This window comes from Exiguobacterium mexicanum, from assembly GCF_005960665.1.
Lineage (GTDB): Bacteria > Bacillota > Bacilli > Exiguobacteriales > Exiguobacteriaceae > Exiguobacterium > Exiguobacterium mexicanum_A.
Genome location: NZ_CP040676.1, coordinates 1134811 through 1152855 on the forward strand (window position 1 = coordinate 1134811; position 18045 = coordinate 1152855).

Annotated in this window: 20 protein-coding genes; 19 read left to right on the forward strand and 1 reads right to left on the reverse strand. The window is 53.2% G+C overall.

The window, feature by feature from the left end:
• Positions 1 to 4 precede the first annotated feature (4 nt).
• The 4 genes from FED52_RS06255 (at position 5) to FED52_RS06270 (ending at position 3145) form a co-directional block, all read left to right on the forward strand.
• Complete coding sequence (locus FED52_RS06255) at positions 5 to 814, forward strand: purine-nucleoside phosphorylase (protein WP_034777854.1); 810 nt, start codon at positions 5 to 7, stop codon at positions 812 to 814.
• Between the two features lie 28 nt (positions 815 to 842).
• Positions 843 to 2144 carry a pyrimidine-nucleoside phosphorylase gene (locus tag FED52_RS06260; RefSeq protein WP_131471226.1) on the forward strand — a complete coding sequence of 434 codons (1302 nt, stop codon included), beginning with the start codon at positions 843 to 845 and terminating at the stop codon, positions 2142 to 2144.
• A 114-nt stretch (positions 2145 to 2258) separates the two neighbouring features.
• Entirely contained in the window at positions 2259 to 2699 is a 441-nt protein-coding gene (locus tag FED52_RS06265) for a peptidylprolyl isomerase (protein ID WP_029334855.1), read from the forward strand.
• Positions 2700 to 2788: 89 nt separating this feature from the next.
• Positions 2789 to 3145: a GNAT family N-acetyltransferase gene (locus FED52_RS06270; RefSeq protein ID WP_034777852.1), complete on the forward strand. Its 357-nt coding sequence runs from the start codon at positions 2789 to 2791 to the stop codon at positions 3143 to 3145.
• Positions 3146 to 3157: 12 nt separating this feature from the next.
• Here FED52_RS06270 and FED52_RS06275 read toward each other — a convergent pair whose 3' ends face one another.
• Positions 3158 to 3628, reverse strand: coding sequence for a DUF309 domain-containing protein (locus tag FED52_RS06275; protein WP_029595323.1), 471 nt, complete (start codon positions 3626 to 3628; stop codon positions 3158 to 3160).
• 78 nt (positions 3629 to 3706) lie between these two features.
• On the opposite strand from FED52_RS06275, the gene FED52_RS06280 reads away from it, so the two are divergent.
• The 15 genes from FED52_RS06280 (at position 3707) to pgsA (ending at position 18035) form a co-directional block, all read left to right on the forward strand.
• On the forward strand, positions 3707 to 4474 hold the full coding sequence (locus FED52_RS06280; protein WP_029595324.1) for a segregation and condensation protein A: 768 nt from the start codon (positions 3707 to 3709) through the stop codon (positions 4472 to 4474).
• Positions 4452 to 5045 (forward strand): SMC-Scp complex subunit ScpB, encoded by a 594-nt coding sequence (gene scpB / locus FED52_RS06285; RefSeq protein WP_029595325.1) that lies wholly within the window; start codon positions 4452 to 4454, stop codon positions 5043 to 5045. The genes FED52_RS06280 and scpB overlap by 23 nt, the downstream gene beginning before the upstream one ends.
• Positions 5046 to 5804, forward strand: coding sequence for a pseudouridine synthase (locus FED52_RS06290; RefSeq protein WP_029595326.1), 759 nt, complete (start codon positions 5046 to 5048; stop codon positions 5802 to 5804). It abuts the gene before it with no gap.
• A 136-nt stretch (positions 5805 to 5940) separates the two neighbouring features.
• Positions 5941 to 6522: a redoxin domain-containing protein gene (locus tag FED52_RS06295; protein WP_029595327.1), complete on the forward strand. Its 582-nt coding sequence runs from the start codon at positions 5941 to 5943 to the stop codon at positions 6520 to 6522.
• 19 nt (positions 6523 to 6541) lie between these two features.
• A complete protein-coding gene (gene resB / locus FED52_RS06300; protein WP_232819540.1) occupies positions 6542 to 8089 on the forward strand; it encodes a cytochrome c biogenesis protein ResB in 1548 nt (515 codons plus the stop codon).
• Positions 8089 to 9273, forward strand: a complete 1185-nt coding sequence (gene ccsB / locus FED52_RS06305; protein ID WP_029595329.1) for a c-type cytochrome biogenesis protein CcsB — start codon at positions 8089 to 8091, stop codon at positions 9271 to 9273. Before resB ends, ccsB begins: the two co-directional genes overlap by 1 nt.
• 158 nt (positions 9274 to 9431) lie before the next feature.
• Positions 9432 to 10148: a response regulator transcription factor gene (locus FED52_RS06310; RefSeq protein WP_029595330.1), complete on the forward strand. Its 717-nt coding sequence runs from the start codon at positions 9432 to 9434 to the stop codon at positions 10146 to 10148.
• Entirely contained in the window at positions 10148 to 11851 is a 1704-nt protein-coding gene (locus FED52_RS06315) for a sensor histidine kinase (RefSeq protein WP_029595331.1), read from the forward strand. Before FED52_RS06310 ends, FED52_RS06315 begins: the two co-directional genes overlap by 1 nt.
• A 53-nt stretch (positions 11852 to 11904) precedes the next feature.
• Positions 11905 to 12456, forward strand: a complete 552-nt coding sequence (locus tag FED52_RS06320) for a cob(I)yrinic acid a,c-diamide adenosyltransferase (protein ID WP_029595332.1) — start codon at positions 11905 to 11907, stop codon at positions 12454 to 12456.
• An 8-nt stretch (positions 12457 to 12464) separates the two neighbouring features.
• Positions 12465 to 13703: an EF-P 5-aminopentanol modification-associated protein YfmF gene (yfmF, locus tag FED52_RS06325; RefSeq protein WP_138859321.1), complete on the forward strand. Its 1239-nt coding sequence runs from the start codon at positions 12465 to 12467 to the stop codon at positions 13701 to 13703.
• A complete protein-coding gene (gene yfmH, locus FED52_RS06330) occupies positions 13700 to 14959 on the forward strand; it encodes an EF-P 5-aminopentanol modification-associated protein YfmH (RefSeq protein WP_138859322.1) in 1260 nt (419 codons plus the stop codon). Before yfmF ends, yfmH begins: the two co-directional genes overlap by 4 nt.
• Positions 14956 to 15651 carry an elongation factor P 5-aminopentanone reductase gene (gene ymfI / locus FED52_RS06335; protein ID WP_138859323.1) on the forward strand — a complete coding sequence of 232 codons (696 nt, stop codon included), beginning with the start codon at positions 14956 to 14958 and terminating at the stop codon, positions 15649 to 15651. Before yfmH ends, ymfI begins: the two co-directional genes overlap by 4 nt.
• Before the next feature lie 97 nt (positions 15652 to 15748).
• The gene (locus FED52_RS06340) at positions 15749 to 16525 is read left to right on the forward strand and encodes a YmfK family protein (protein ID WP_034777827.1); all 777 of its coding nucleotides are present in this window, start codon (positions 15749 to 15751) and stop codon (positions 16523 to 16525) included.
• Positions 16526 to 16552: 27 nt separating this feature from the next.
• Positions 16553 to 17425: a helix-turn-helix domain-containing protein gene (locus tag FED52_RS06345; RefSeq protein WP_034777825.1), complete on the forward strand. Its 873-nt coding sequence runs from the start codon at positions 16553 to 16555 to the stop codon at positions 17423 to 17425.
• A gap of 31 nt (positions 17426 to 17456) precedes the next feature.
• Positions 17457 to 18035 (forward strand): CDP-diacylglycerol--glycerol-3-phosphate 3-phosphatidyltransferase, encoded by a 579-nt coding sequence (gene pgsA / locus FED52_RS06350; RefSeq protein WP_138859324.1) that lies wholly within the window; start codon positions 17457 to 17459, stop codon positions 18033 to 18035.
• Positions 18036 to 18045: the final 10 nt, after the last annotated feature.

The window sequence follows — 18045 nt, forward strand, 5'->3', positions numbered from 1 at the left end:
ACTCATGGTAAATTGGAACGAAACAAAGGCATTTTTACAGGAACGCATGAACGGAACACCAGAAATCGGACTCATTCTCGGCTCAGGTCTCGGCGTCCTCGCGGATGAAATCGAGAACGCGGTGAAAATCCCTTATGAGGATATCCCGCACTTCCCGGTATCGACCGTCGAAGGCCACGCCGGCCAACTCGTCTTCGGGGACCTCGAAGGAAAACGCGTCGTCGCGATGCAAGGACGGTTCCACTTCTATGAAGGCTACTCAATGGAACAAGTGACGTTCCCGGTCCGCGTCCTCAAATTGATCGGTGTCGAAACGCTCATCGTCACGAATGCGGCTGGTGCTTGCAACGAGTCGTTCAACCCGGGGGACTTGATGATCATTACGGATCACATCAACTTCTTCGGTACGAGCCCACTCATCGGTAAGAACGCGAGCGACTTCGGAACACGTTTCCCGGACATGTCAGAAGCGTACGATAAGGAGCTCGTCACATTGACGGAAGGCGTCGCCACAAAACTTGGACTTTCTGTTCAAAAAGGCGTCTACTTCGGGAACACGGGTCCGACGTATGAGACACCGGCCGAAGTGAAGATGGCTCGCCTGCTCGGAGGCGACGTTGTCGGCATGTCGACGGTGCCTGAAGTCATCGTGGCCCGTCACTCAGATATGCGAGTGCTCGGCATCTCGTGCGTATCGAACATGGCAGCCGGGATTTTAGATCAACCGCTCAACCATGAAGAAGTCATCGAGACGACAGAACGCGTCCGCCAAGACTTCCTTTCACTCGTACGCGGCACGATTCAAAGCATGTAACCACTACCCAATTAGGAGGACGAAACTTATGCGCATGGTCGATTTGATTTTGAAAAAACGTAACGGTGGCGAATTGAACGAAGAGGAGATTCGCTTCATCATCGAAGGCTTCACGAACGAGACGATTCCTGATTATCAGATGTCGGCCCTTTCGATGGCGATTTACTTTAACGGCATGACAGAGAAAGAGACGGCGGCCTTGACGATGGAGATGGTCAAGTCTGGTGACGTCATCGATTTGTCGAACATTCAAGGTAAAAAAGTTGATAAACACTCGACTGGCGGCGTCGGTGACAAAATCAGCTTAATCGTCGCTCCGCTCGTCGCGTCAATCGGGATTCCGGTCGCGAAGATGAGCGGTCGCGGTCTCGGCCACACGGGCGGGACGATCGATAAGCTTGAATCGTTCCCTGGCTTCAACGTCGAGTTGACGGAAGAACAGTTCACGAAGCAAGTAAACGATATCAAGATGTCAATCATCGGTCAGACGGGCAACTTGACGCCTGCCGACAAACGTCTTTACGCACTCCGTGACGTGACGGCGACGGTCGATTCAATCCCGCTCATCGCGAGCTCGATCATGTCGAAGAAAATCGCGGCCGGTGCCGACAGCATCGTCCTCGACGTCAAGACGGGTTCAGGCGCGTTCATGAAGTCGTTCGACGACGCGAAAGCGCTCGCTGAAGAGATGGTCGCCATCGGTAAGAACGTCGGCCGTAAGACGGTCGCCGTCATCACGGATATGGATCAGCCGCTCGGTTTCGAAATCGGGAACGCCAATGAAGTGAAAGAAGCGATTGAAGTCCTCTCGGGCAAAGACGTGACTGACTTGAAGACGATTGCCCTCACGATTGCCGGTCATATGGCGGTACTCGGCGAGTTCTATCAGACGTTCGAGGAAGCGTACGCTGACCTTGAGAAACGGATGGCCGACGGTCATGCCCTCGAAGTGTTCCGTCAGTTCGTAGCGGCACAAGGTGGCGACGCGTCGCTCGTCGATGACTTGTCGAAACTTCCGCAAGCGAAGTATGAGACGACGTTCGTCGCGAAACAAGCAGGTTACGTCGAGTCGATTATCGCTGACGAAGTCGGTGTGGCAGCGATGCTCCTCGGCGCAGGTCGGGCGACAAAAGATGATCAGCTCGACTTCGCGGCCGGTATCACGCTCGAGAAGAAAGTCGGTGACAAGGTCGAGGCCGGTGACGTGATCGCCGTGCTCCGTTCGAACAAAGAAGACATGACATCTGCGCTCGAGCGGATGGACCACGCGTACACGATCGGTGCGACAGAGCCGACGGCGCGTCCACTCGTCCACGCTGTCATCCAGTAAGCGGCAAGTCAGAACGTCTGTTTCCACAAAATAGTGGAGACAGACGGTTTTTTTTGATAGAATGGGCAATGTGTGAGTGAGAATGACAATATGAACATAAAGGGGTAACTTTTCATGAAAAAAGGATCTATGAAATTAGAGAACGGCGAAATGATCGAATTCGACTTGTTCCACGATGCGGCACCGATCACGGTCGACAACTTCGAGGAGCTCGCGAACAGCGGCTTCTATAACGGTTTGACGTTCCACCGGGTCATCCCAGGTTTCGTCAGCCAAGGCGGTTGCCCAGACGGGACAGGCATGGGTGGTTCAGGCAAGACGATCCCATGTGAGACATCGACATCGTTCCCATACAAACATGAAGCGGGTTCGCTTTCAATGGCACACGCCGGACGCAACACGGGCTCGTCACAGTTCTTCATCGTCCATGAGCCACAACCACATCTCGACGGTGTCCACACGGTCTTCGGAAAAGTGACGTCTGGCCTTGAGCACGCGGTCAAACTTCGTCAAGGCACGAAGATGGCCGAAGTTAAAGTTTGGGACGAGAATTGATTTCTGCCTGAACGTTATGGCACAATGAGCCATGTCTCTCACGTGTTCACTTAGTGAAACATGAATGACTAAAGGTGGTGAAACCAGCAATGCTGGTGAAATACAAACAATCGTACGAAAAGACGGCGATGGGCTTGCTCGCGTTCTCATGTAGCGACAAATCTCCGCTCGCCTTGCTCGAACTCGTCCGGTCCTACGAAGAAGACCCTGCCAAATTCCTCTATCTGTGGAGAGTCGGGGAAGACTTCGTCGGGATCATCGGGATGGAGCAACAAGAGACGACGATGTTCATCCATCATATCGCGCTGTCTCCGTCGTTCCGCGGCGAGAAGCGTTCTTACGAATTGCTCGATGAGACCCGGAACTTATTGCCGCTCGACTTGACGCTTGTCGGTCAAGGCAAAACCGGTGACTTGCTCGATAAATGGAACCAAGTCGTCATTTAAAAAAAGCTAGGCTCAGCGCCTAGCTTTTTTACGTGCCTCAAGCGCCCGGAGCCGTTCGGTGACGACGGGTGTCCGGTCTCGATACATATGTTTATGGACGAGCTCGTCAAACGTCAAAGTGGTCGGTTCGAAGGCGGGCTTCAAACGCTCGATGCGTTGTCGTGTCGCTTCATTGAGCGGAAGCGCCTCCGGGAGCGGCCAACGCTCCAAGTCACGGGCAAACGTCGCGGTATCGATTCCGAGGGCTTCGAGTTCGGTCACGGCCAACGTGAGCTTCTGCTGTAACGCTGCGATACTCTTTTTTGCACCGGGCGTGTTACCGCGACGGGCATGGTAGTGGGCAACGGCGTATTGAATCAAGGCAGCGTAACCGAGATCCTCTCGCCCCCCGTCCTGCCATGCTTCTTCAAGCACTTCGTGGCACTCGAAATAATCGGCATGACATTCAAATAAGAGCGTATACTGGATAAAAGGCGTCGACATCAAATTTCTCCTTTCGTGGTCACGGTACTACAAAACATGTTATACTAAAGCGCAAAAATGTAAATGGCAGGTGTCTCTATGGAAGCGTACAACGTCAAAATCGATACGTTCGAAGGCCCGCTTGACCTGTTGCTCCACTTGATTGGAAAAATGGAGCTCGACATCGCAGACATCTCTGTCTCCGAGGTCACGGATCAGTATGTCGCCTATATCCGGACGATGCAAAAATTTGAACTCGATGTGGCCAGTGAATATTTGGTCATGGCGGCGACGTTGCTCCAATTGAAGAGCAAGCAACTGTTGCCACCGGTTCCAGTTGAAGAAGATGACATTCCCGACTTTGGGGAAGAACCGACCCGAGAAGGGTTGATTCGACAGTTGATTGAATATAAGGCGTATAAAGAAGCGGTCGTATTCATGCGCGAGCAAGAAGAGTCTCGCCTCGAACTGTATAGCCGTCCCGGTGAGGATTTGACGCGCTACATGTCCGACCTCGTCCAGCCGTATGACGGTCCACTCAACTTTGCGGACTTATTACACGCCTATTCGAAAATGGTCGAACGCAAGCGGTGGAAAGAGCGTCGCAAAAAGACGATCAAACGTGAAGAACGGACGCTTGAAGAACAGATGACACGGTTGCACGATCACGTCTCGGCAAAGCGGACAACATCGTTCTTCTCGTTTTTTGAGGAACGTCCCGATGTGTCGGACCTTGTCGTCACGTTCATGGCGCTACTCGAATTGATCAAGTTGCGCGTCGTTACGACTAAACAGGAAGAGCGAGACATTCAAATCTCGTTCGTCGAATCGTCAAAGGAAAGGGATGAAGCCGTTGCTGTCTTATGAAACGATTATTGAGAGTCTATTGTTCGTCGTCGGCGAAGAAGGAATGGAAGTGCGGGCCCTCGCGGACACGCTCGACATTTCGGAAGCCGCTGCACGCGAACAGTTGAGCAAACTAGAAGCATCGTTCAAAGATTCGGGTCGTCCGTTCCAACTGATTGAATCCGCGGGCGTGTATAAGCTCGTGACGATTCCTGAAGTGTCGGAGTACATTCAACGCTACGTCGGCACGATGGCCGAACAGGCGTTATCACGTGCCGCGATGGAGACGCTCGTCATCATCGCGTACAAGCAACCGGTCACCCGGGCTGATATCGAGGAAGTCCGGGGCGTTAAAGTCGAACGTGTCATCCATACGCTGTTGTCTAAAGGATTGATTGAAGCGGCCGGCCGGGCCAAGACAATCGGCCGGGCCAAGTTATACCGGACGACCGAACATTTCCTGGACCATTTTGGATTCAATTCACTCGATGAATTGCCCCCATTAACGTTTGAAGACGAGCTCTCGGACGAAGGCGATTTGTTCTTCGGCCAGCCGTCTGCGATTACGCAAGATAGATTGGAGAATGAATAAATGGAACGTTTACAAAAAGTGATTGCCCAAGCAGGTGTCGCCTCACGGCGTAAAGCCGAAGAAATGATTTTAGATGGACGGGTGCGCGTCAACGGGAAAGTCGTGCGCGAACTCGGTACGAAAGTCGGTCCAAAGTCTGAAGTCGAGGTCGACGGTGTGAAAATCGAACAAGAAGAGCATGTTTATTATGTGCTCTACAAGCCGAGCGGTTACGTCTCGACGGTCGAAGACGATAAAGGACGGAAAGTCATCACCGATCTCGTACCGCCTGGATCGCGTGTCTTCCCGGTTGGACGTCTCGACTATAACACGACGGGACTCATCATTTTAACGAATGACGGTGAGTTCTCGAATATGATGACCCATCCGAAGTTCAAGATCCCAAAACGTTATGTCGCGAAAGTGAAGAACATTCCTTCGTATATCGCGATTAAACAACTCGAGTCGGGTGTCGAACTCGATGACGGCTACAAGACGGGTAGCGCCCAAGTGAAGATGAAGACGGTCGACCATAAGAAAAACTCGGCCATCTTAGAAATCGTCATCTCGGAAGGCCATAACCGTCAAATCCGTCGCATGCTCGAAGCAGTCGGTTCAGAAGTCATCAAACTGAAACGCGAACAGTTCGGTTTCTTGACGCTCGACGGTCTCACGACGGGCGAATGGCGTGAACTGTCACGCAAGGAAGTATCGAAGCTACGTGAGCTTGCCAACCCGACCGTACCACCCGTACAACGGGGCAAGAAAAAGAAAAAATAACAACTAAAAAATCGTCCTGAGATAGGATGATTTTTTATTTTGTGGAGATTGTGTGACAAAAAGATGAAAAAAGTCTGTTAATGTGCGTTTTTGGTGTTTTTTCAGTACAATAACAACTAAAGGATGGTGTGAACTCATGACGAAAGAAACAAAGTCGGGTGATCGCATGAACCAGGCGATGGCCCATAAGAAAAAACGGTCATTTTGGCGGCTCATGATTATGACGATGGTCCTGTTCGCAGGAGCGGTCGTTATCATGCAATTGTTTGAACAAGCCGGCAACGACGGACGTATCGAGGCCGGTGACGATGCGCCGAACTTCAAGCTCGTCAGTCTTGACGGGACGACGATGGTCGAGCGTGACACATACGACGGTAAAGGGTTGCTCTTGAACTTCTGGGGCACATTCTGTGAACCGTGTGAGAAAGAGATGCCGGTCGTCCAGGATAACTATGCCGCACTCCAAGACATGGGCGTCGATTTTTGGGCGGTCAACGTCGGCGAGACACCGCTTCGGGTCGATAATTTCGTGAACGGCCTCGGCGTCAAGCTCGACTATCCGATTTTGATGGACACGCGCAGCGAAGTCGAGAAGGCGTACGGGATTTATAACTTGCCGGTCACGTTCGTCATCGATGCCGACGGCAAAGTGATTGAAAAGTACGAAGGTGAACTCACGAAAGAGAAACTGATGGAGTTGGCCGAGAAGTCATTGTAAGCGAACGGGGGGCGCACAAATGCTAGATATGAAATACGACGGCGCCGATTTACGATCGAAGCGTCGTCCACGGTCATGGATTGACCGGGTGTGGAGCTTTTTTGCATCGGTCAAGGTCGGTCTATGGCTCATCGGGCTTATCATCGTCGGGTCGGCGATCGGAACGATTTTCCCGCAAGAGATGTATATTCCGCAACAGTTGCCGGCGAACCAGTATTACACGGACGAGTACGGGACACCGGGTACGATTTACTACACGCTAGGATTCCACAACCTCTATACATCGTGGTGGTACATCACGTTGATCGTGATGCTGACGTTATCGCTCATCGTTGTATCGATTGATCGATTTTTCCCGCTGTATAAAGCGTTGAAATTTCAACCGGTCCGACGTACCGATCGCTTCATGCGCGGACAACGTTTGATTGGTGAGGGAAAAGGGACGGACGAGCAAATCGATGCGTTCGGAGAGGCTTTAAAAGCCAAGCGTTATCAAGTGAAGCGTGATGGGGATGCCTTACTCGCCGAGAAATATCGATTCGGTCGCTGGGGTCCATACGTCAATCACATTGGGCTCGTCATCTTCTTCATCGGGGCGATGCTTCGCGTTTTCCCGGCATTCCATACGGATACGCTCGAATGGGTGCGCGAAGGCGATACGGTTCCGCTCGAAGCGACGGATGATGAATATTATCTTCGCAACGATCAGTTCATCTTAGAGATATATGATCCGGAAAATAACGCGGAAGATGCGAAATTTGCCAAGGCGATCGAGAAAGCGGGCGCAGTCCCGAAAAACTATGAGACGGAATTGACGCTGTTCAAGAAGACCGGGACGAACGAGGACGGATCGCCGCAACTCGAGGAAGTCGATACCGGTTCGACGAAAGTGAACCACCCGTTCAAGTTTGAAAAGTACGAAGTGTATCAAGAACAGTATTCGAGTCGCCTGGAATTCTTGTCGATGTCCTTTAACGTTGCCGATAAAGAGACAGGTGATGTGTATGGACCGTTCACGGTCGATTTGACGAACCCGGAGACGACGTATGACCTCGGAGACGTCACGGTCAAACTGAACGACCTGTATCCTGACTTTGAGGTCAAGGACGGCCAACCGAACACGAAATCGCCACGGGCACTCAACCCGGCCTTCTTCATGGCGATTGACACACCAGACGGCACGACGGAATCGAATTTGATTGGAATTCGTTTAAACGTGGCCGATGAAGATAATCGCTATGTGTTCCAGTTCGCTGGTACGGAGATGGCAAGTACGAGTGGTCTACGCGTCAAGAGTGACTCGACGTATCCGATTTTGATTGTCGGTGGAGTCATCTTCATGATTGGAATTGTCATGGGGATGTATTGGCCGCACCGTCGTATCTGGATTCGCCGACACAATGAGACGGACGTGCTCGTCGCTGGTTTCACCAACAAGAACCCGTCCTCGCTCAATCGCGAAATCACACCGCTCCTAGAGAAAAATGGCCTGCCGATCTGGGAAGATCAGGCACGGTTTGAAAAAAAGACGGACGACAACTCAACCAATGAAAGAGGGGAATCATAATGGAGTGGATTCAGTGGAGCAGTCGTTTGCTCTTTATCGCGTTCATCCTTTACGCTGTCGCGACCGTGTTATTCACGATCGCGGTCAGCGGGATGCGCAAAGGCCGAAACGTCAACCGTATCGCCTACGGCAAATATGCGTTCATTTTGGCCGTCATCGGCTTCATCGCTCAAATGACATATTTTATTTTACGTTGGGTCGGGGTCGGTTATGCACCGGTATCGAACCTGTACGAATACACGACGTTCTTCGGCATGATGATGGTGTTCGGGTTCCTCGTCGTGTACGGGATTTATAAAAATGACGTGCTTGGCTTGTTCGCCATGCCGGTGGCGCTTCTCGTCATCGCTTTCGCTTCGATGTTCTCGAGCGAAGTGGCACCGCTTATCCCGGCCTTGAACAGTGTCTGGTTGAAAATTCACGTCACGACGGCCGCGCTCGGCCAAGGAATTCTCGCCATCAGCTTCGCCTCAGGTCTCATTTTCTTATTGAATGAGACGTCGATGCGGGAACAGTCGAAGTCACGAACGTGGCTTGAGATTACGATGTTCGTCCTCATGTGCACGCTCGGCTTCATTCTCGTCTCGATGCTCTTCAAGGCGATCGGTGCCGGTGGCGTGGTCGAGTTCACGAACGACCGCGGGACACAAGAGTCGTATGAATACTTCATGCCGATGTTGTTCGTGCCGGAAGGGGCTCAGCTTCTCTCTGGTTCGGGCGGACTGTCACTTGAGTTACCGACGTTCATCAATACATTGAAGTTGAACACGCTCATTTGGTCGGTCATCGCCGGCGTCGTGATTTATGTACTGCTTCGTTTCGTCATCTTGCGAAAACGGATTGCCGAGGCGCTTCAACCGCTCGCGAAAAAAGTCGACCTTGATCTCGCCGACGAGATCAGTTACCGGTCGATCGCCATCGGCTTGCCGGTGTTCATCCTCGGTGGACTCATCTTCGCGATGATTTGGGCACAAATCGCCTGGAACCGTTTCTGGGGCTGGGACCCGAAAGAAGTGTGGGCGCTCATCACGATGCTCATCTATATCTACTATTTGCATATGCGCATCCAACGTGGTTGGACGGGAACAAAAGCCGCTTGGTTATGTGTCGGCGGCTTCGCCGTCATCATGTTCAACTTGGTGTTCGTCAACCTCGTCATCGCAGGTTTGCACTCATATGCGTAAAAAAAGAAGTCACTTCGGTGGCTTCTTTTTTTACGCCGCTGTCAACTGACCGTTGTGAAGCCAAATAATAGAGTGGTATAGTTATGAAAGAGAGCGAAATGTTCACAATTGTGCAACATTCGCTACATCTTGTAATGGTTCTTTAGGAGGTTTAGTGGATGGCTAATAAAACTAAAATTTTAGTGGTCGACGACGAGGAAAGAATTCGCCGCCTATTAAAAATGTATTTGGAACGGGAACAATATGTGATCGTCGAAGCGACGAACGGGGAAGAGGCGCTTCAGCTCGCCCTTGAGCACAATTTTGATGTCATCCTGCTTGATTTGATGATGCCGAAAATGGACGGGGTCGAAGTATGTACCGAGCTTCGGAAATCGAAGGCGACACCGGTCATCATGCTGACGGCGAAAGGCGAAGAAGTCGATCGTGTCCAAGGTTTCGAAGTCGGAGCGGACGATTATATCGTCAAACCGTTCAGTCCGCGTGAGGTCGTCTTGCGCGTCAAGGCACTCCTTCGCCGCTCGGGCTCGACGAAATATTTGCGTACGGCCGAAAAATCAAAAGACTTGATCGTCTTCGCGCATTTGACGATCGACAACGATGCGCACCGCGTCACGGTCGACGGAGAAGAAATCGCGCTCACGCCGAAAGAGTATGAGCTCTTGTTCTTCTTGGCCAAACAAGTCGACAAAGTATTTTCACGGGAGCAACTGTTGAAAGAAGTTTGGAACTATGAATTCTTTGGAGACCTTCGAACGGTCGACACACACGTGAAACGACTCCGGGAGAAGTTGAACCGGGTCTCTCCAAAAGCCGCGCAAATGATCACGACGGTATGGGGTGTCGGGTACAAGTTCGAAGTCGTCAGTGAGTGATGATTCGCCGGAATAGCATCGTCACAAAACTATGGTTGACGATTCTCGTATTGGTCAGTCTCATCTTGTTCATCGTCTCTGTGTTGATGCTCGAGTTTTTCAACTCGTTCCATATCGACCAGGAACGCGGCCACTTGGCCAAGCTCGGCGGGCAGGTCCAGTCGGTGTTGCTTCAAGAAGGGGACGCGTCACGGACGGTCGACCAAATCATTGAAGTGTACGGTGCGAACTATATATTAGAGAACGGGACGGTCCGTTCGAACTTTGGAACGGAAGTCGACGGTCTCATGACGGAGCTCGGCCGTCAGGATTGGGAAACGTATCAGGCAGTCGGGGAGACCGCGATTGGAAACTTTTCGTCATTTGACGATCAGGCGGCACTCGCGTATCGGACGACATTCTCACTCGAGACAGGGGAATACACGCTCTATTTGATCGAACCGCTCGACGCGATCTCGAGTGCGAACGAAGGGGCCCGGACGATCATCTTTTGGACGGTCGCGTCGGCCATCATCGTCACGACCGTATTTGCCTTCTTCTTATCGACTCGGATTACGGCACCGCTCCGCGAGATGCGTGACGCGGTCAATAAGACAGGAGAAGGACAATTCGACCTCCGTCTCGTCCAGAAGTCGAACGATGAGATTGGGGAGTTGGCCGGGTCGTTCAATGCGATGAGCAGCCAACTGTCGACATACGTGAATGCGCTCGATCGAGAACGGCTCCAACTCGCCTCGATTTTACGATCGATGGCCGACGGGGTCATCACGCTCGATCGTCATGCGAACGTCATCGTCACGAACCCGCAAGCCCAACCGCTCCTCATCGACGAACAGCCGCATGAAGTCGTCCTGTCTCTCTATGAGGACGTCGTTGCCGGGGCACCGGAGAAGACGATCGAAGTGAAACAAGACGATCATTATTATACGTTGACGGTGACACCGCTTCTCGGCGAGGACGATTTTGAAGGTGCGGTTGTCGTCATCCGTGACACGACCGAGAGCCATCGTCTTGACAAGATGCGAACCGATTTTGTTGCCAACGTCAGCCACGAGCTACGCACACCGCTCGTGACGCTTCAAGGGTATTCCGAGGCGATTATCGACGGCATGACCGAAAGTGATGACGCGACGAAAGAGTTCGCTTCCATCATCTACGATGAATCGCTTCGATTGGCCCGTCTCGTCAACGATTTGCTCGACCTGGCACGAATCGAGTCAGGCAAAGAGACGATGCAGTTCACGACGTTCGACCTCGGTGAATTCCTTCCGCGCGTCATGCGCAAATTCAACCAAATGGCGAACGAAAAAGGCATTACGCTGTCAACGGAGGCCCCGCGTCATGCCATCGAGGCGGACGGGGACCGATTGGAACAAGTGTTCACGAACTTGATCGGCAATGCCATCGCCCATACCGAGTCGGGATCAATCCGGCTCGAGGCGAGTGAAGAGGAGGCCGGCTTCGTGATCCGTTTGTCGGATACGGGCAGCGGTATCCCGAAAGAAGATTTGCCGTTCGTGTTCGAACGGTTCTACAAAGCGGATAAAGCGCGGACGAGCGGCGGCAAGACGGGTACCGGCATCGGTCTCGCCATCGTCAAAAACGTCATCGATGCCCATCAAGGCACGGTCGACGTCTCGAGCACGCACGGGGAAGGAACAACGTTCACGATTCATCTTCCGTACACACAACCGCACGCATAACGACAATGGTGACTCCTATGGGTCACCATTTGTGGCATCAAGGAGGAAATGACATGAAACTGTACACACGAGGCGGGGACAAAGGGGAAACATCACTCATCGGCGGACGTGTCTTAAAGATTCATCCGCACATCCAGGCGATGGGGCTGTTAGATGAATTGAACAGTCAGATCGGTCTCGCGCTCGTCCATCAGACAGACGAGACGCTCCGGTCCCAGCTGACGAAGATTCAACATGATCTATTCGATCTCGGTTCCGAGCTCATGTATACTGAGACGCCGCCACAACAAGTCGATTTGACAATCGTCACCGAGCTCGAGACGTGGATTGACGAACTTGAACCGAAATGTCCGGAGCTCGTCCGCTTCATCTTGCCGGGTGGCAGTGTCGGTGCGGCGAGCCTGCACGTCTCACGTACCGTCTGTCGCCGTGTCGAGCGAGAGCTCGTCAACGTCGACGCCGCCGCTCGTCAGCTCCCGTACTATAACCGGCTGAGCGACTATTTGTTCACCGCGGCCCGTTACGCCAATGTCGTGGCCGGAGTTCCCGATCAAGAATACGCCCGCGGTGCGGACGTGTTCAAAACGAAAAAGAAAAAGGAGTAGATCAACTTATGAAAGGAATCGAACAATTCCAACAACGACTGCATTATTCGGTCTACCCGACCCAAAAATTTAAAACGACGACATGCCTCGTCTCATTTGCGGCCCCACTGTCGGCTGAGACGATTGCCGACCGGGCTTTACTGCCGTATGTGATGGAGAAAGCGACCGAAGCCTATCCGTCGATCGAACTGTTTCATACGCCGCTCGAACAATTATATGACGCGAGCCTTTACGCCGGAGCGTCGAAAGTCGGCAAAGAACATGTCATCCAGTTCCAACTCGAAGTCGTGAGCGATGCGCTCGTCGGCGAACCGGTGCTCAGTGAGGCGATCAAGCTGCTCGAAGAAGTACTCCTTCGTCCGAACGCCTATGACGGGGCGTTCCAACCGCTCATCGTCGAACAGGAGGCCCGTCTCCAGCGTCAGCGCATCGAATCGGTATACGATGACAAGATGCGCTTCGCCCAGCAACGTCTTCAAGAACTGCTCGGCGGCGAACTCGCCATCCAGTCGCTCGGTACACTCGAACAGTTGGAGCACGTGACGCCTAAGACGCTCTTTGATGCCTATACCTCGATGATCCGTCACGATCGTGTCGACGTCTACGTCGTCGGCGACGTGAGTCGTGAGCAAGTGACTGCCGCGTTCGCGCCGCTCGAAGGGCTCGGGGAACGACTCGTCCGTGAGTATCCACAGCCGGTCGACCGTGAGTTTCAGCGTCTCGAGGAACATCAAACGATCAATCAGAGCAAATTGCACCTCGCCTATCAAGTCGACGTCGACCCGCGCAGTGAAGACGCTGTCCGGATGCAAGTCGTCAACGGCCTGTTCGGCGGCTTCCCGCACTCGAAACTGTTCATGAACGTCCGGGAGAAAGAGAGTTTGGCCTACTATGCCGCCTCGCAGTACAGCTCACTCAGCCGGATGTTATTCGTCTATGCCGGGATCGATGCCTCGAACCAGGCGAAGACCGAGGCAATCATCGCCGACCAACTCGCCGACCTCCAGGCCGGGACTTTCGAGGACGAGACACTCGAACAGACGAAAGCGATGCTGTACCATCAACGTCGTCAACTCGGGGATAACCCGCGCCAATTGATCGCTTGGATGAGCGGCTCGGACATCCGTCCGTTCTCGCTCGAGGAAGAGATGGCCATCATCGAGCGGACCTCGCGGGATGATGTGGCCGCGCTCGCTAAGGGCCTGGATTTACAGGCTGTCTATTGTTTAAAGGGGGGAACTGTATGAAACTCGATTTTCCAAACGTCGGAGAAACGCTCCATCACACCGTCCTCGAGAACGGATTGACGGTCTATTTATTGAAGAAGACCGGTTATGAGAAGACGTATGCCACGTTCACGACGAGATATGGTTCGATCGACCGTCGCTTTAAAACGGAAGATTGGGTCGACGTGCCAGACGGGATCGCCCATTTCCTTGAGCATAAGATGTTCGAGAAAGAAGACGGCGACGTGTTCCAACAGTTCGGACGCCTCGGCGCGTCGGCGAACGCGTTCACGTCGTTCACCCGGACGGCATACTTGTTCGGTGCGACGTCGAACGTCAGTGAGAACTTGAAGACGTTAATCGACTTTGTCCAAACGCCGTACTTCACGGAGGCCTCGGTCGAGAAAGAGAAAGGGATCATCGGCCAAGAGATTCAAATGTATCAGGACAATCCGGGCTGGCGCCTCTACTTCGGTTTGATTGAGGCGATGTATGCCGAACATCCGGTCAAAATCGATATCGCCGGCACGATCGAATCGATTAGCGCCATCACGGCCGACGATTTATATCGCTGTCACGAGGCGTTTTACCATCCGAGCAATATGGTGCTGTTCGTCGTCGGCAATATCGACCCTGACGCTGTCCTTGCCGAGATTACCGCCAATCAGGCGGCGAAGACGTTTGATGAGCCGCTATTGACGGCGCGTGAGGTGGTCGAGGAGCCCGAGACGGTCCATATGACGGAACGGGTCATCGAGATGGATGTCTCGGTCCCGAAAGTGATGATCGGCTATAAAGATACGCCACGCTCCGGCAAAGAGGGCATGAAGCAAGAGCTCATCGTCGAACTTCTCATGCACGCCTTGTTCGATACGACGGCACCGCTCTATGCGGAACTGTATGCCGAAGGATTGATTGATGACGCGTTCTCGTTCGACTATACGTCAGAAGAGACGTTCGCCTTCGCCGTCCTGTCAATGGAGACGCCGCACGTCGAGCCGTTCGTCGACCGGATCACGTCCGCTCTCGAGCGTCCGCTCGAACTCGGCGGCGAGACACTCGATCGCAAGAAGCGCATGATGAAAGGACAGTTTTTGAAGGCGCTCAACTCACCAGAGTTTATCGCCAACCAGTTCTCACGCTACGCGCTCAGCGGCGGCAACATGTTCGACATCCCGGACTTGCTCGATACGATCACGCTTGACGACCTGTATGCGGCGTACGACCGTCTGTTCCAAGCCGATCATCGGACGGTCTGTGTCGTCAAGAAACCGTGACGACGCTCATCACGGGAGCGAGCGGAGCGATTGGCCGTGCCGTCGCGCTAGCGTTTCGAGACGATGCACTCATTTTGCAGGCGCATTCGCAAACGGAGTCGCTTCGTGCGTTCGTTTCACACGAACAGTTGACGGCCGACGTCGTCACGTGTGACCTCGACGATGAGGCAGGACTCGAAGCTTGGCTCGAGACGCTCGGACCGGTCGACCGCCTCATCTATGTCGCCGGTAATCATGCCTACGGTCTGCTCGTCGATCAGTCACTCTTCGAGCTCGACCGGCTGTATCGCATACATGTCCGCTCGATGGTCCGTCTCGTCCAGCACGTTGTCGGGCTGAAACCGTATGACCGCCCGCTCGACATCGTCGTCGTCTCGAGTGTCTGGGGCGAGGTCGGTGCGGCCGGAGAAGTCCTCTATTCAACGGTCAAGGCCGCCCAGCTTGGATTCGTCAAGGCGTTCGCGCGTGAGGCCGGACCGTTTCACGTCCGCATCAACGCGGTCACGCCGGGGTGGATTGACACCCCGATGAATGATACGGTAGAAGAGACGAAACAAGACGTTCGGGATGAGATTCCGCTCGGCCGGTTAGGAGGCCCAGGGGAAGTAGCGGAGACAATCCGCTTCCTCTGCTCTCCGGCAGCCGCATACATGACCGGCACCGTGCTTCGGATCGACGGCGGTTGGGTGTGAAACTTTGTTGGCTCGGTTGAAACGAGTTCTTTTCAATTCTTCTAAAATAATTTAGAATGAACAAGGTAGCGAGCACACATCAGAAAGGATGGACGAGATGGATCATAAGTTCGAAGAATGGTATCTCGAATATGAACTTTGCCAAAATCGACCCGGTATCCTCGGGGATATCGCCTCACTGATGGGGATGCTTCAAATCTCAATCGTGACGATCAACGGCGTCGATCTACAGCGCCGCGGCATGCTGTTAAAGGCACCGGCGGCCGATCACGTCCATCGTCTGGAACATATTTTGCGCAAGATGGAAGCTATCGTCGTCATCAAGCTCCGGCGCCCGAAACTCCGGGACCGGATCGCAATTCGACACGGACGTTACATCGAGCACGATAACGATGACAAGAAGACGTTTCGTTTCGTGCGTGAGGACCTGGGTGTCCTCGTCGATTTCGTCGCCGAACTGATGAAAGAAGAGCGGCATTTGTTGATCGGCGTGCGCGGCAACCCGCGTGTCGGAAAGACCGAGTCGATTGTGGCAGCGAGCGTCTGTGCGAACAAGCGCTGGCTATTCCTGTCCTCGACGCTCATGAAGCAGACGGTGCGGACTTCGCTGTTCGAGGAAGAACGCGAAGGAGACCACGTCTACATCATCGACGGTGCCGTCTCGACGCGGACGATGGATGAACGCCATCGGCAATTGATTCGCGAAGTCATGCGACTTCCGTCTGTCAAAGTCATCGAGCACCCAGATCTTTATGTGCGCAACACCGACTGTGTGTTCGAGGACTTTGATTACATCATCGAACTACGGAACTCACAAGATGAGGAGATCATTATTCCTCAAGAGACACATCGTGAGGCAGAATGGTTTGAATAACTACTTGAATGGAAGGTGTGGACCCCTGTGACAGAACTAGGGACTTTTTTGAAACAAAGGCGTGAGGCGAGCGGTTTGACGCTCGACCAAATCCAGCAGACGACGAAGATTCAAAAACGCTATATCATCGCGATCGAGGAAGGTGATTACAAAAATCTCCCTGGCTCGTTCTATGCACGGGCGTTCATCAAAACGTACGCGGAATCGTTAGGGCTTGATGTCGATGAACTGTACGAGACGTATGCGAAAGACTTGCCGAAAATCGAGCCGCAGCCGACCGTTCAATTGTCGCGAAAACAAACCTACTCGAAAGCCTCGGAAACGTCGAGCCGTGTGTCGCGTTGGGTACCAAAAGTTATGCTCGTGCTCGTCGCCTTCCTCTTGATGACGGCCGTCTATTACGTCGTCCGAAACCTTGATTTTGGTGATCAAAACGCGTCACCGGCCGAGCCGTCGAACTCGGGTGTGACGATTGACCAAAATAAGGATGTCCCGAAAGAGGAACCGGTTGAAGAAGAACCGGTCGAGGAAGAGCCGGTCGAAGAAGAGCCTGCTGAAGAGACGGGGCCGATTGCGGTCGCGTCGACGAGCGGAGCTGATCTCACGTACGAGATTGCGACAGCCGATAAGTTGACGACGGAGATCCATGTGAAAGAATCGCCGGCGACGTATGTCGGCGTCCGAGACACATCACTCGAAGGACCGTTCCTCGCGCCGGAATATCCGAACCAATCGAAACAGAACCCGATTGTCATCGAGGACGCGGAGACGGATACGCTTCGCATCCGCATCGGCTTGATCGGTGGGGTCGAGAAAATTGTTGTCAATGGCCGGGAGCTTGAATTAGCCGACTCGCCGGTCACACAAAATATATTTGTAAAGAGAGTCGACGCAGAATAAGTTGACTCTCCTTCTAGAGGAGGAGTTCTCGATGAACCTACCTAACCGCTTGACGATGTTACGGGTGTTGCTCATCCCTGTTTTCGTCGTCTTGCTCGCCGTAGATTTTGATTGGGGAGACATCGCTTTCCTCGGAGCGGACGTTCCGCTCCAACAATTCATCGCCGGCGTCGTGTTTACGATTGCCGCTATCACTGACTGGCTTGACGGACATCTCGCCCGCAAGCACAACTTGGTCACCAACTTCGGGAAGTTCATGGATCCGCTCGCTGACAAACTACTCGTCACGGCGGCACTTGTCCTGCTCGTCGAGATGGACCTCGTCGCGGCTTGGGTCGTCGTCGTCATCCTATCGCGTGAATTCGCGGTGACGGGGCTACGTCTTGTGGCTGCCGATGAAGGCATCGTCGTCGCGGCCGGGAAGTCGGGCAAAGCGAAGACATGGGTCCAACTCTTTGCCATCATCTTCCTGTTGTTCGGTAATCCGATTTTCAGCTATGTCGGCATCCCGTTCGGTGAATGGGCCATGTGGCTCGCGCTCGTCTTGACGATTTACTCAGGGGCCGAATATTTTGCACAAAATTACAAGATCATTGTAAAGTCGATGTAACCGTCGGCAC

Excerpts from the sequence above, each read along its gene's own strand:
- resB (WP_232819540.1), top strand. The coding sequence starts at position 6,542 with ATGCTAGATATGAAATACGACGGCGCCGATTTACGATCGAAGCGTCGT.
- FED52_RS06260 (WP_131471226.1), top strand. The coding sequence starts at position 843 with ATGCGCATGGTCGATTTGATTTTGAAAAAACGTAACGGTGGCGAATTG.
- FED52_RS06315 (WP_029595331.1), top strand. The coding sequence starts at position 10,148 with ATGATTCGCCGGAATAGCATCGTCACAAAACTATGGTTGACGATTCTC.
- pgsA (WP_138859324.1), top strand. The coding sequence starts at position 17,457 with ATGAACCTACCTAACCGCTTGACGATGTTACGGGTGTTGCTCATCCCT.
- FED52_RS06275 (WP_029595323.1), bottom strand. The coding sequence starts at position 3,628 with ATGTCGACGCCTTTTATCCAGTATACGCTCTTATTTGAATGTCATGCC.
- FED52_RS06270 (WP_034777852.1), top strand. The coding sequence starts at position 2,789 with ATGCTGGTGAAATACAAACAATCGTACGAAAAGACGGCGATGGGCTTG.
- ccsB (WP_029595329.1), top strand. The coding sequence starts at position 8,089 with ATGGAGTGGATTCAGTGGAGCAGTCGTTTGCTCTTTATCGCGTTCATC.
- FED52_RS06320 (WP_029595332.1), top strand. The coding sequence starts at position 11,905 with ATGAAACTGTACACACGAGGCGGGGACAAAGGGGAAACATCACTCATC.
- scpB (WP_029595325.1), top strand. The coding sequence starts at position 4,452 with ATGAAGCCGTTGCTGTCTTATGAAACGATTATTGAGAGTCTATTGTTC.
- FED52_RS06280 (WP_029595324.1), top strand. The coding sequence starts at position 3,707 with ATGGAAGCGTACAACGTCAAAATCGATACGTTCGAAGGCCCGCTTGAC.
- yfmF (WP_138859321.1), top strand. The coding sequence starts at position 12,465 with ATGAAAGGAATCGAACAATTCCAACAACGACTGCATTATTCGGTCTAC.
- FED52_RS06340 (WP_034777827.1), top strand. The coding sequence starts at position 15,749 with ATGGATCATAAGTTCGAAGAATGGTATCTCGAATATGAACTTTGCCAA.
- FED52_RS06255 (WP_034777854.1), top strand. The coding sequence starts at position 5 with ATGGTAAATTGGAACGAAACAAAGGCATTTTTACAGGAACGCATGAAC.
- FED52_RS06290 (WP_029595326.1), top strand. The coding sequence starts at position 5,046 with ATGGAACGTTTACAAAAAGTGATTGCCCAAGCAGGTGTCGCCTCACGG.
- yfmH (WP_138859322.1), top strand. The coding sequence starts at position 13,700 with ATGAAACTCGATTTTCCAAACGTCGGAGAAACGCTCCATCACACCGTC.
- FED52_RS06310 (WP_029595330.1), top strand. The coding sequence starts at position 9,432 with ATGGCTAATAAAACTAAAATTTTAGTGGTCGACGACGAGGAAAGAATT.
- FED52_RS06265 (WP_029334855.1), top strand. The coding sequence starts at position 2,259 with ATGAAAAAAGGATCTATGAAATTAGAGAACGGCGAAATGATCGAATTC.
- FED52_RS06295 (WP_029595327.1), top strand. The coding sequence starts at position 5,941 with ATGACGAAAGAAACAAAGTCGGGTGATCGCATGAACCAGGCGATGGCC.